Here is a 12,870-nt window from a genome sequence, read left to right on the forward strand (position 1 = left end):
TGCGCTCAGAACTGGCGTCTGGCCACCAGCCAGGCGCCGACCACCAGCATCACCGCCCCGCATAACGGTCCGATGAGCGCCCGCACTGGCACGCCGTGGGCGCGAACTAAATCCATGATCAGGCCGCCCACCAGCTGGCTGGCCACCAGTACCGCAATGGTCGTCGCAGCGCCAACGTTTTGATAGCCGCTAATGCTGGCGAAGACGAAAAAGGACCCCAGCAGGCCGGGGATCAGCGTCCACCACTTCACGCTCTGGGCCAGTTCCTGAAAACCGGGGATGCCCTGGCGCAGCAGCAGCAAGGTTACGAAAATAACAATCCCCACCAGCGAATTGAGCAGCATGGCGATCAGGATCGTCGATGACGACTGGGTGATGCGCACCATCAGCGTGTTCTGCACCACCAGGCCAACGCCGGCGGCGATCAGGCAGGTGAGGGTGAGCGACGCATTCATGCCTTGCCGTCCGGTTCCTGACGCTCGTCAAGCTGCAGCTGCATAAAGGTCAGATCCAGCCAGCGGCCAAATTTGGTGCCCACCTGCGGCATCTGTCCGGTGGTGATAAAGCCCAGCGTTTCATGCAGATGTAGCGAAGCGTGGTTCTGCGACTCGATGCCGGCAACCATCACATGTTTATTTAGCCGTCGTGCTTCGGCGATCAAGGCGACCAGCAGTTGGCGACCCAGTCCTTTTCCCTGATGATCCGGGTGAACGTACACCGAATGCTCTACGGTGTGGCGAAAGCCGTCAAACGCGCGCCAGTCGCCAAAGGAGGAGTAGCCGGTAATGACGCCGTCTTCCTCGCTCACCAGTACCGGAAAGCCTGCCAGCTGGCGGGCCTCATACCACGCGATGCGGTTGTCGGTATCCACGGTTTTATCATTCCAGATGGCGGCGGTATGGACGACGGCATGGTTATAGATCTCGGCGATCGCCGCGCAGTCATCTTTAATGGCAGGGCGAATGGTCATAGCAAACCTCAGTTTTCTGTACACTATAGTAGTACGTTATTATTACAATAATGAACGTCATGCTGTCATCCGTTTTCAGCAGAAATTTTACTGATAACCCCGTCCTGTCGCGGACTGCGCGGCGGTTGTGCAAAGGACGGTCGCCTACTATAGTGTTACGTTATGAATACTATAGAAGACAACCTCAATCAGCGCATCAGCGCGCGTATCCGCATCGAGCGCGAGTCCCGCGGCTGGTCGCTGAACGACCTCGCGGAACGGGCCGGCGCCTCGCGGGCGATGATCCATAAAATCGAGCGCGGCGAAAGCAGTCCGACAGCCTCGATGCTGGGTCGGCTTTCCGGCGCCTTCGGCATCAGTATGTCGACCCTGATCGCCCGTGCGGAAATGCAGGAAGGCAAGCTGTTGCGCTTTGCCAGCCAGCCGGTATGGCACGACCCGCAAAGCCACTATCTGCGCCGCCACGTTTCGCCGCGCAGCGATCTGCCCATCGATCTGGTGCAGATTGAGCTGCCGCCCGGCAGCGATGTACCCATGCCGGCGGCGTCCTATGCTCTGGCCCGCCAGCTGATCTGGCTCCAGCAGGGCGAGCTGGTGTTCGTCGAAGGCAATACCCGCCATGAGATGCAGGCAGGAGATTGTCTGGAGCTTGGTCCGCCAAACGACTGTCGCTTTATTAATGAATCCGCGGCGACCTGCGTCTATCTGGTGGTTCGTCTTAATCAATCGCCATCCGGCTCTTAATGTTAAAGCGTAATGCGCATAAAGCAGCTAGCCTCAGTACAGTCTGCTAACAAGAGGAGTTTGCTATGACAGATCAACCGCAACGCCATCGCCGCTGGGTCCTGGCTTCCCGTCCCCATGGTGAACCGACGGCAGAGAATTTCCGCCTGGAAGAGAGCGAGGTGCCGACGCCAGGCCCGGGCCAGGTGCTGCTGCGTACCGTTTATTTATCGCTCGACCCGTATATGCGCGGGCGCATGAGCGACGCGCCCTCCTATTCGCCGCCGGTGGCTATCGGTGCGGTGATGGTCGGGGGAACGGTGAGCCGCGTGGTCAGCTCAAATCATGCCGATTATCAGCCCGGCGACTGGGTGCTGGGCTACAGCGGCTGGCAGGATTATGAACTCTCCGACGGCAGTGGACTGGTGAAGCTGGGGGACAATCCGCAACACCCGTCCTGGTCGCTGGGGGTCCTGGGGATGCCGGGCTTCACCGCTTATATGGGATTACTGGATATTGGCCAGCCGAAGGCGGGCGAAACGCTGGTGGTCGCCGCGGCCACCGGGCCGGTGGGCGCCACGGTCGGACAGATCGGCAACATTAAGGGTTGCCGCACCGTCGGCATCGCTGGCGGCGCGGAGAAATGTCGCTATGCGGTTGAGACGTTAGGCTTTGATGTCTGCCTTGACCATCGTGCGGATGATTTCGCCGAACAGCTGGCCCAGGCCTGCCCGCAGGGCATTGACGTTTATTATGAAAACGTCGGCGGCAAGGTTTTTGACGCGGTGCTGCCGCTGCTGAATACCGCCGCGCGGGTACCGGTCTGCGGGCTGGTAAGCGGCTATAACGCTACCGGTCTGCCGGACGGGCCGGATCGTCTGCCGCTACTGATGGCGACCATCCTCAAAAAGCGCATCCGGATGCAGGGCTTTATTATCGGCCAGGATTACGGGCATCGGATCGCCGAATTCCAGCAACAGATGGGGCGCTGGGTGCAGGAGGGGAAAATCAAATATCGTGAGCAGCAGATAGATGGCCTGGAGCAGGCGCCGCAGGCGCTGATCGGCCTGTTAAAAGGTGAGAACTTCGGTAAGGTAGTGATCCGCGTCGCGGCGGACGACCAGCCCGCCGGGTAACGCGGCAATTGCCCCTTTCCCCGGCGGGGAGAGGGGCAGGTAACGCTATCAGGCGTAAAAGGTTAACCGCTGGGCGAGCAGATCGACAAACGCCTCGCGGTCCACATCCAGCATCAGGGTGGTATTGGGCGGGTTGCCGGTCAGATGATAGTAATCGACCACCGTCATTCCCTGGGTATAGTGTCCTTGCGTTTCCACGCCGACCCAGCGCTCAATAGTGGTAAAGATCTCCGGCTTGAGGAGCCAGGCGATGGTGCAGGGATCGTGCAGCGGCGCGCCGTCAAAGCCCCATTTTTCATCTTTGTGGTAGGCCATAAAGAAGTCGAGCAGCTCGGCGACAATGGTCGACACCGGATTGCCAATCTGGCGGAATCGCTCGATATCGGCGGGAAGGATTTGCGCCCGATGCGTAACATCCAGCCCCGCCATAACCACCGGGATCCCGGACTGAAAGACCATCTCCGCCGCCTGCGGATCAACGTAAATATTAAACTCCGCCGCCGGCTGCCAGTTGCCCAGCCCCATCGCGCCCCCCATGATCACGATGCGGGCGATCTTCGCGTGCAGCTCCGGGTGGCTGGCGAGCAGCAGGGCGACGTTGGTCTGCGGCCCGGTGGCCACCAGGGTCACCGGCTCCTGGCTCTCGCGCAGCACCCTGGCCATCAGCTCGACGGCAGTGCAGTTCTGCGGCGCAAAGGCCGGATCCGGCAGATTCGGGCCATCCAGTCCGCTTTCCCCGTGCACGTTATCGGCGATGATCAGATCGCGCATCAACGGCTTCCACGCGCCGCCAGCCACCGGGATATCCGGCCGGTTCAGCAGCGTCAGCATACGCAGCACGTTGCGCAGGGTCTTGTCCGGCGTCTGGTTGCCCGCGGAAGCGGTGACGGCTTTGACCTCCAGCTCCGGCGAGGCGAGGGCAAGAACCAGGGCGATCGCGTCATCATGTCCCGGATCGCAATCAATCATAATCGGCAGTGCCATAGCAGCTCCTTGTTGGCGATGTTCTGTGACCAGACTAACGCTGCGAGTCGAGGCAGACGAGATGGTGTGCAGAATAGTGTGATGGTGAGCACGATTGGGGCGATAGCGTCGCGCGACCCTGCGGAACCATGATGCTCCGCCTTGCGGTGGCGCAAGATGGTTCCCGGCGCGGCGCGATATACTAGAAAATTGCTAATCCTTACGGATATTAATGGTTTGCTTTTCGGCGAGCGGATTCTTATCCTTAAGAAAACTCGAGAGGTTATTACGATGAAAGATGTAGTAGATAAATGCAGCACCAAAGGCTGCGCCATTGATGTCGGTACCATCATTGATAACGAGGACTGCGTCTACCGGGCTGAGAAAATGTTCCCGAGCCGCGAGGAAGCAGAATCCACGGTTGCCGCCGTTCGCGAACGTGCCGCCGCCGCGGCGCCGGCCAGTGAACCGCCGCAGGTCGATTACACCATTGCCGCCGCTGGCGACGCGGTGAAACTGGACCTCTCCATCGCCTTCTCCTGCCAGGCGGAGAAGATCATTTTCGAATTGTCCCTGAGAAATCTGCTTTAATTCGCTCCCGTAGCGGAAGAACGTTGCCCCTGACGGGCAGTCGCCTTCCGCTGGTGCAGCCCGCTGCCCGCCCGGCGACCTGCGCCGGGTGAGCGCGGTTAGTCTTGAAAGACGATGTTTCCGGCAACCATGGTCATCACCACGCGACTGTCGCCAATTTCCTCATGGGCAACGGCGAAAATATCGCGATCCAGCACCTGAAAATCAGCGACTTTGCCGATCTCAATTGAGCCGCGTACCGTTTCTTTGCCTTCCTGACAGGCCGCATTGATGGTGTACATCCGCACGCCATCCGCCACGCTAATCGCCAGCTCCGGGCGAATAACCTTGCCGCTGGACGATGATTTGCGGGTGACGGCAGCCTGAACCATTTTGCGCCAGTTCACCAACGCCATAATGCCATCTGACCCGCCGGCGACGATGACCCCAAGGTCGATGATATCCCGCAGTCCTTTGCAGATTTCCCCCTTGATGCCACAGTAGCGGGCACGTTGTTCGTAGTCATACGCCGGGCCGCCGGGTGAGGGTTGTTCGGAAAGCAGAATGCCGTATTTTGCCGCCGTCACGAAATCTTGCCGATCGCCCATGGAGCCATGCAGCACATAATTCCGCCGACTCTCCCCCGGATAGCGCTGAATCGCCTGCACGAAGCTGTTAACCGTGGTCTTTACCGCCTTATCGCCGACCGCGTGGACAGCCACCTGAAAACCGCGCTGGTGAGCCAGCATAATCATCTGCTGTAGCGCCTCAGCTTGTTCTTCCTCGGTTGCCCCGGGGCCACCAAACACCGAGCGTCCGCGATATCCCGGCCGGTCGGCGTAATCCTGATTCATCCACGCCGTGTGCGACGTGGGTACGCCATCGCAGAACAGCTTTATGGTCCGGCAATCCAGCCAGTCCCGGTCGGTGAACAGAGAGAAATCAAAGCTATCCAGATCGCGCTTCAGAGTGGCGCAGGACTGAACGCCCCGCTCGGCGGAGTAAAAGGCGATGGATACCCGGGCGGTGAGTTTCCCTTCATCCTGCAGTTCACGGTACGCGGCGATGGCGCGATCCCCCGCGGCGCCCACCTCGCGCGTGTTTTCCCCCGGCCCCATCGCGCCTTCGGTGTAGCTGGCGTAGCCTTCACTGTTCATCAGGCGCTGGGCTGCCAGAAGGTTCTCTTTGAGGGCCGCTACGGTCAGACGCGGCATCGTGCCGGATGCCAGATGCAGGGCGGGCAGGTCGATGAAATTACCGTCCAGTTCGCCACTGGCCATTCGTCCCAGATGTCCGCCGAGGGGATCTGGCGTGCTGGCGTCAAGACCGGAGAGCGCCAGCGCCCGGCTGTTGATGATACAGGAGTGACCGTCCCACAGGGCGAGCAGGGTGGGATGATCGGTCGTGACATCGTCAATATCCCAGCGCGTCAGGGAGCGCTGCTCGGCCGCGCATTCCTCAATCGCATTCGGATCCAGTCCACAGACGCGGATCCACTCTCCGGCCGGAGTGCGCGCTGCCTGGTCGCGCAGTCTTTCCCGCAGTTCGGCCAGGGAACGCACGTCCTGGCAGTTCAGGCAATGCCAGCTGTCAGCGAGCCAGCCGATATGGATATGAGAGTCATGCGCGGCGGGTAGAATGAGTTTGCCCTCAAGGTCAATGACCTGCGTCTGGGGACCAATATGCTGCTGAATCTCCTGGTCTTCACCAACGTTAATAATCCATCCCTGCTTTACGGCGATGGCGCGCTTAAAACTAAAATGAGCGTCCACCGTGGCGACCTTGCCGTTAATTAATACGCAGTCCGCATAAACGACATTATCCATTTATTCCTCCCTGTCGGATGAAAATACCGATCACTATAAATAGTCATCATGGTGATTATATGGCAGCTATCTGACTACGAAGGGGATGGAGTGTCAAGCGCGGGTGGTTGGCGGTGTCAGCCTGGCGGTGGAAGAGACGATAAGGAAAAGCGCTGCGCCCGCCGATAGCGAGAGCCATCGGCGGGCGCAGGGGCGTGTTATTCGAAGCGCCAGGCGAGGTTCAGGCCGATGCCGTAGTTGCGTCCCGGTGCAGGTTCGTAGTAGCGTCCGTTGGACTCGTTAACGATGACAGAGCCGACGTACTCCCGGTCGAACAGGTTGTCGACGCGACCGAACAGATCCAGATCCATTTTGCCATAACTCCATTTATAGCCGGTCGTCAGGCCAACCACCGTCCAGGAGGGGGCTTTGGCGGTGTTTTCGTCATTGGCCATGATGTCGCTCATATAGCGAATATCGCTGCCGGCATACCAACCTTGCTCCGGCTGATAGCCGAAAGAGGCGTAGCCCATATTGCGCGCGATCCCCGGAATACGGTTGCCGTTGCAGCTGGCATCATCGCAGACGTTAGTGCGATAGGTCGCGTCCAGCCAGGTCCAGGCCGCCTTCAGACGCCAGCTCTCGCCAAACTGCTGATCCAGTCCCAGTTCCATCCCCTGACGACGGGTCTTGCCGGCGTTTTTATAACTGGTGCGCCCGCCGCTACTGCTGTCGACCACGATCTCATTATCGGTATTGGTCTGGAACAGGGCGGCGGTGAACAGCCCATTGCCGATCCGCGTCTTGCTACCGATCTCCACCGTGTCGTTGGTGGAGGGCTTCAGGCCGAAGTTAAGGCCGCTCTGGTTATCGGAGCGGTAGGAGAGTTCGTTAATGGTCGGCGTCTCGAAGCCGCGGCCGGCGGAGAGGTAGACGTTCCACGCGTCGGTCAGGGCATATTTCAGCGAGCCTGCGGGCAGCCATTTGTGATAGCTGGCATCGCCGCTGTCATCGCCATTGCCCGGCGTGATGTAGTAGTCATTTGAATCGAACCATACTGAGCTGTAGCGAACCCCGGCATCGAGCGAGAGTTTTTCCGTTAATTGCCACTGGGTCTGCAGGTAGGGATCGACGTTCCACATCAGGTTGCGTTCGTTACGGCGCAGCGCGCCCTGTTCGCCATACTGCGGCGCGCCGTTGACCATCACAAAGTTTTCATACCCTTTGCGCCGCTCGCTCATGTTCTCGTAGTCGAGCCCGGCGGTCAGGGTGACGGGCACCAGCAGCTCTCCGCGATGGGTCAGCCGGGTATCGATCCCCTGGTAGTGGCGGGTAAGGTCGATCACCCCGCCGGCATGGCTCGGCTTCAGCTGCGGCGCGCGGGGAATGGACTGGAACTGGGTGGTTTCACGTTCCCCGGCGTACATCATAACGCTGAGATCGTCCTGGGCGCTGAGCTGGCGCTCATAGCGCAGGCCGGCCTGGGTCTGCCGGGTGTTTTTGCGGGTATTGTATTCGTCGCCGCGCGGTGACTGGCGCGGGTTATCGCGCCATTCGTCGGCGGTTAAGCCGCCAGCGTCATTGGCTTTGATGTCCACGCTGTTCAGCAGCAGGGTCAGCTTACTGACGTCGTTGATGCGCACCCCCAGCCGGGCGTTCGCCAGATTTTTGCGCGCGCCGCTGTGATCGCGATAGCCATGGGTGGTAAAGCGATTGGTTGAAACCGTGTAATCCACATCGCCTGCATGGCTGCCGTCGCCAACGGCGCCAGTGGCTTTCAGTCCGTAGTGCCAGGTGCCGAAGCTGCCATAGTAGCTGCTGGCTTCCACGGTGGGCGGCTGGGCGCCGGTCTGGCTGGTGACGTTGATCACCCCGCCGGACGAGTTACCGTACAGGGCAGAGAAGGGGCCGCGCAGCACCTCAATGGTGTCAACGCTGCCGATATCGATATTCGAGGTCTGCCCCTGGCCATCGGGCATGGTCGCCGGAATGCCATCCACATAGATGCGCAGCCCGCGCACGCCGTAGGTTGAGCGGGAGCCAAAGCCGCGGATCGACAGCTGTAGATCCTGGGCATAGTTTTGCCGGTTCTGCACCTGCAGGCCCGGTACGGCGCCCAGCGATTCAGAGAGATTAACGCGCGGCGCGGCCTGGCGCATTTCATCCCCATTGACCACGCTGACGGCGGCGGGGGTATCCAGCTCAGAAACCGTGGTTGGCGCGGCGGTCACCACCATGGTTTGTTCATCTGCGGCCTGGGCCGCGGCAATCAGCGGTAGCAGCAGCGCCGGCAGGGCGGCGTGACGCACGGACAGGATTTTCATCGATAATACTCAGAGACGAACCAAATGGAACATATGTATATATGTTACCTCGTTTGTAAAATATTTGAAAATTATTAACTGCCGTTGGTTAACGGATAGTGCTTCTTGCTGATGAATTTACCGAACAACAACAATTAGCGCTCCACTTTGATATAAATAATGATTACTATTCGCATTCAAAAATCAAGGTAAAGCCAGGACTTTACCGCCGGAAGCGATGTCGGGTCAGCACATACTGGTTTATCAAAGGGAGTCGTCATGTCACTACGTCATTTTGCCGCGCCGCGTCTGCGCCATTCACTGTTATTCACCTCTCTGCTGCTGGCGGGCAGCTTTAGCGCCCACGCCGCAGAAGAGATGCTGCGTAAGGCCGTGGGGAAAGGGGCCTATGAAATGGCCTACAGCCAGCAGGAGAATGCCCTGTGGGTTGCCACGTCGCAGAGCCGTTCGCTGGACAAGGGCGGTATTGTTTATCGTCTTGACCCTAACACCCTGGATGTGACGCAGATTATTCACAACGATCTGAAGCCGTTCGGCGCCACTATCAACCATGCCACCGGCACGCTGTGGTTTGGTAATACCGTCGACAGCACTGTCACCGCTATTGACGCCAAAACCGGGGCAGTGAAGGGGCGGCTGGTGCTTGACGAGCGTCAGCGCAGCGAAACCGTGCGCCCGCTGCAGCCGCGCGAGCTGGCCGTGAACGAGCAGACCAACACGGTCTACATTACCGGTCTGGGCAAAGAGAGCGTGATTTGGGTGGTGGATGGCGCGACCCTGAAGCTGAAAACAACCATTACCGGCACCGGCGCGATGGCCACGGGTCTGGCGATCGATCCGCAGGCTAAGCGTCTCTATGCCACCAATGCCGACGGCGAACTGCTGACCATCGACAGCGAGAGCAATACCATTGTGTCGCGCAAGAAATTGCAGGATGACGGTAAAGCGCATTTCTATCTTAACCTGAGCCTGGATACCGCTGGTCACCGTGCTTTTATTACCGACAGCAAGCAGCCGGAGGTACTGGTGGTCGATACCCGCGACGGCAAGGTGCTGGAGAAAATTGCCGCGCCGGAATCACTGGCGGTGCTGTTTAACCCGGTGCGTAATGAAGCCTACGTGACGCACCGCAAGGCCGGAGAAGTCAGCGTTATCGACGGTAAGCGCTATAAAGTGGTGAAGACCTTTAAAACGCCGACTCACCCCAACAGCCTGGCGCTCTCCGAGGACGGCAAAACGCTGTACGTCAGCGTGAAACAGGCGTCCAGCCGCGAAAAAGAAGCTACCGCACCGGACGACGTGATCCGCATCGCGCTGTAAGGCGCCCGGGCGCGACGCCGATCGGTTCATGGTCGTCGCGCCCGGCATCCTGGCGGGCCGGGACAGGCACCTCACCCTCTGTTACAAACGCGTATTGGCCCGATAAACCTGATGGTTATACACTTACCCCTTTCCCGCCAGGCGCGGGCAGTAGTAATCAGTGGAGATAAAATGAAAAAACCATTTATGGTACTTTGCGCAGGCGCCATGCTGGCGCTGCTGGCAGGCTGTACGTCCAACTACGTGATGACCACCAAAAGCGGTCAGACGATTGTCACCCACGGCAAGCCGCAGCTGGATGAAGATACAGGGATGACCAGCTATATCGATGAGTCGGGTAATAAGCGGGAAATTAACAGCAGCGATGTCTCGCAGCTGGTTGAAGATAATTAAGTTCTGACCTCCCGGTTTGCCCGCGACGGACAAACCGGGAGTCCTGCCTGTTACTTCCTCAGCGTCGGCGCCGTACTGTGAATGGCATGGACGCGTTTACGCACACCAAACCAGCCAGCCACCAGCAATACCGCCAGCAGCGGAATTGAGCCTATGGTGTAGGTGCCGTTCGGATAATCGAAGGCCATCAGCACCAGCACGCTGAACAGGAACAGCAGCGTCAGCCAGGAGGTGAACGGCGCCCCCGGCATTCTGAAGCTGACCTTTGCCGCTTTCCCTTCCTTGATCGCTTTGCGCAGACGCATCTGGCACACCACGATAAAGCCCCAGGAGGCAATGATCCCCAGCGAAGCGACGTTAAGTACGATCTCAAACACCTGCGACGGCACCAGATAGTTAAGGAACACCCCCACCACATATACCCCCAGCGTCGCCAGGATCCCGGCGTAAGGGACGTGATGACGGCTCATCTTCGACATAAACTTCGGCGCGGAGCCCCCCATCGACATCGAGCGCAGAATACGCCCGGTGCTGTAGAGACCCGAGTTAAGGCTGGAGAGGGCCGCGGTTAACACCACGATGTTCATCACGCTGCCGATATAAGGTACGCCCAGTTTTGAGAAGAAGGTGACGAACGGACTTTGTCCGGCCTGGTAGGCATTCCAGGGCAGGAGCAGTACCAGCAGCACCACCGAACCGACGTAGAACAGGCCGATACGCCAGATCACGCTGTTGATGGCTTTCGGCACCATCGACTCTGGATCTTTACACTCGCCGGCCGCGGTTCCCACCAGCTCAATGGAGGCGAAGGCGAAGACCACGCCCTGCACCAGCACCAGCGCCGGCAGGAGGCCGTGCGGGAAGAAACCACCGTTATCGGTGATCAGATGGAAGCCGGTGGCATTGCCATCCAGCGGCTTACCGGAGCCGAGGAAAATGGTGCCGACCACGAGGAAGGCGACGATCGCCAGCACTTTAACCAGCGCGAACCAGAACTCCATCTCGGCGAACCACTTCACGCCGATCATGTTCATGGTGCCGACGATGGCCAGCGCGCCAAGGGCGAAGACCCACTGCGGCACGTCGCCAAACGCGCCCCAGTAGTGCATATACAGCGCCACGGCGGTGATATCGACGATCCCGGTCATGGCCCAGTTAACGAAGTACATCCAGCCGGCCACGTAAGCGGCCTTTTCACCGAGGAATTCCCTGGCATAGGAGACGAAGCTGCCGCTCGAGGGGCGGTGGAGAACCAGTTCGCCGAGGGCGCGAAGAATAAAGAAGGAGAAGATGCCGCAGACCAGATAGACCAGGGCAAGCGCTGGCCCTGCCATTTGTAAACGTGCCCCGGCGCCGAGGAACAAACCGGTACCGATGGCGCCGCCGATGGCGATCATCTGTACCTGACGGTTGCCCATCGCTTTGTGATAACCCGCTTCATGTGAGTTGAGCCAGTGGCGTTTTGCAGCATGATGCTCCGCTGCATTTTCGTGTTTCGTATTCATTGATGTATCAGTTTCCTGTCAATGCCCATGTTTGCAGCCGGAGTGGAGGACGGCTGGCACATTATGCTGGCTTTCTCATCATTCTGACGTAGGAGATAAGCTCAGACATGGCGCTGAATCCTACACGTAACGTAATAGTTACGCACCTAAAACATTTACCGATAGCATTTGACAGATTTATCAATGAGATCAGCGTCGCAGAGTTTCCAGTAACAGCGTGAAAGCGCTGGTATGCTGGCGCCGGCTGGGGTAGTAGAGATGGTAGCCGGGGAAGGTGGGGGTCCACTCCGTCAGCACCCGCACCAGCCGGCCACTGGCTAAGGCCTCCGCCACGCAATCGTCCGGAACGTAGGCCAGCCCGAGGCCCGCTTCCGCCGCGTCGATGCGCTGCGGCAGGCTGTTGAGGATCAATTGTCCCTCCACTCGCACCTGAATCTCCCGGCCATCGCGGGCAAATTCCCAGGCGTAAAGTCCCCCTCGTGTCGGCAGACGCAGATTGATGCAGCGATGCCGGGCAAGATCCCAGGGCGTTTGCGGCGTACCGGCCCGCTGCAGATAGGCCGGCGAACCCACCACCGCCATCCGCATATCCGGGGCGATGCGCACGGCAATCATATCTTTTGCCACCTGTTCGCCGAGACGCACCCCGGCGTCGAAGCGGTCACCCACGATATCCGTGAGACCATTATCAACAGTGATTTCGATGTTAATATCAGGATATTGCAGCATAAATGGCTTTAGCGCCGGCCAGAGCACCGCGCTGGCGGCATGCTCCCCGGCGGTGATGCGCAGGTTGCCCGCCGGGCGCTCTCGGGTGTCGCGCAGGGCGGCCAGGGCCTGCTCCATCTCTTCCAGATGCGGACCGAGGCGCTGAATCAGTCGCTCGCCCGCTTCGGTCGGCACCACGCTGCGGGTGGTGCGGGTCAGCAGCCGCACATCGAGCCGCGCTTCAAGATGGCGCATAGCATGGCTGAGCGCCGATTGCGACACGCCAAGCTGGGCCGCCGCGCGGGTAAAGCTGCGCTCACGCGCTACCACCATAAAGGAGAGCAGATCGTTTACGTTCTCTTTTAGCATAATCTTTCCGGATTGATGAATACCGCTCACAGGTACGCTGAGTGTAAGCCCGACGGAGGGGAGGCGCCAGTCTGATAGCCGGAC

12 protein-coding genes and 1 pseudogene are annotated in these 12,870 nt (G+C 59.4%); 6 read left to right on the forward strand and 7 right to left on the reverse strand.

What is annotated here, in order from left to right; translation table 11 throughout:
- Positions 1 to 5: 5 nt before the first annotated feature.
- Positions 6 to 455, reverse strand: a complete 450-nt coding sequence (locus B8P98_RS12930) for a DMT family transporter (protein ID WP_025714523.1) — start codon at positions 453 to 455, stop codon at positions 6 to 8.
- On the reverse strand, positions 452 to 970 hold the full coding sequence (locus tag B8P98_RS12935; RefSeq protein WP_080896789.1) for a GNAT family N-acetyltransferase: 519 nt from the start codon (positions 968 to 970) through the stop codon (positions 452 to 454). Before B8P98_RS12935 ends, B8P98_RS12930 begins: the two co-directional genes overlap by 4 nt.
- A 162-nt stretch (positions 971 to 1,132) precedes the next feature.
- Here B8P98_RS12935 and B8P98_RS12940 point away from each other — a divergent pair, with 162 nt between their 5' ends.
- Positions 1,133 to 1,714: a helix-turn-helix domain-containing protein gene (locus B8P98_RS12940; protein ID WP_025714521.1), complete on the forward strand. Its 582-nt coding sequence runs from the start codon at positions 1,133 to 1,135 to the stop codon at positions 1,712 to 1,714.
- A 65-nt stretch (positions 1,715 to 1,779) separates the two neighbouring features.
- A complete protein-coding gene (locus B8P98_RS12945) occupies positions 1,780 to 2,829 on the forward strand; it encodes an NADP-dependent oxidoreductase (RefSeq protein ID WP_095033101.1) in 1,050 nt (349 codons plus the stop codon).
- Positions 2,830 to 2,877: 48 nt separating this feature from the next.
- On the opposite strand, the gene rihA is transcribed toward B8P98_RS12945, so the two are convergent.
- Positions 2,878 to 3,813: a pyrimidine-specific ribonucleoside hydrolase RihA gene (gene rihA, locus B8P98_RS12950; RefSeq protein ID WP_080924112.1), complete on the reverse strand. Its 936-nt coding sequence runs from the start codon at positions 3,811 to 3,813 to the stop codon at positions 2,878 to 2,880.
- Here rihA and B8P98_RS30925 point away from each other — a divergent pair.
- A pseudogene (locus B8P98_RS30925) lies at positions 3,775 to 3,998 on the forward strand (hypothetical protein). The gene rihA and the pseudogene B8P98_RS30925 sit on opposite strands and share 39 nt — an antisense overlap.
- An 85-nt stretch (positions 3,999 to 4,083) precedes the next feature.
- On the forward strand, positions 4,084 to 4,383 hold the full coding sequence (locus B8P98_RS12955; protein WP_025714929.1) for a DUF406 domain-containing protein: 300 nt from the start codon (positions 4,084 to 4,086) through the stop codon (positions 4,381 to 4,383).
- 98 nt (positions 4,384 to 4,481) lie between these two features.
- Here the strand turns inward: B8P98_RS12955 and B8P98_RS12960 are convergent, their stop codons facing one another.
- Positions 4,482 to 6,188 carry an amidohydrolase gene (locus B8P98_RS12960; protein ID WP_095033102.1) on the reverse strand — a complete coding sequence of 569 codons (1,707 nt, stop codon included), beginning with the start codon at positions 6,186 to 6,188 and terminating at the stop codon, positions 4,482 to 4,484.
- Between the two features lie 197 nt (positions 6,189 to 6,385).
- Positions 6,386 to 8,491 carry a TonB-dependent receptor PqqU gene (gene pqqU / locus B8P98_RS12965; RefSeq protein WP_167382663.1) on the reverse strand — a complete coding sequence of 702 codons (2,106 nt, stop codon included), beginning with the start codon at positions 8,489 to 8,491 and terminating at the stop codon, positions 6,386 to 6,388.
- A gap of 258 nt (positions 8,492 to 8,749) precedes the next feature.
- On the opposite strand from pqqU, the gene yncE reads away from it, so the two are divergent.
- Positions 8,750 to 9,811, forward strand: coding sequence for a 7-bladed beta-propeller protein YncE (gene yncE / locus B8P98_RS12970; RefSeq protein WP_080896793.1), 1,062 nt, complete (start codon positions 8,750 to 8,752; stop codon positions 9,809 to 9,811).
- Between the two features lie 171 nt (positions 9,812 to 9,982).
- Positions 9,983 to 10,204, forward strand: a complete 222-nt coding sequence (locus B8P98_RS12975; RefSeq protein WP_025712668.1) for a YgdI/YgdR family lipoprotein — start codon at positions 9,983 to 9,985, stop codon at positions 10,202 to 10,204.
- A gap of 50 nt (positions 10,205 to 10,254) precedes the next feature.
- Here the strand turns inward: B8P98_RS12975 and ansP are convergent, their stop codons facing one another.
- On the reverse strand, positions 10,255 to 11,709 hold the full coding sequence (ansP, locus tag B8P98_RS12980) for an L-asparagine permease (RefSeq protein WP_025712669.1): 1,455 nt from the start codon (positions 11,707 to 11,709) through the stop codon (positions 10,255 to 10,257).
- A gap of 189 nt (positions 11,710 to 11,898) precedes the next feature.
- Entirely contained in the window at positions 11,899 to 12,786 is an 888-nt protein-coding gene (locus B8P98_RS12985) for a LysR family transcriptional regulator (RefSeq protein WP_025712670.1), read from the reverse strand.
- Positions 12,787 to 12,870 lie beyond the last annotated feature (84 nt).

It is taken from the genome of Klebsiella quasivariicola, from assembly GCF_002269255.1.
GTDB lineage: Bacteria > Pseudomonadota > Gammaproteobacteria > Enterobacterales > Enterobacteriaceae > Klebsiella > Klebsiella quasivariicola.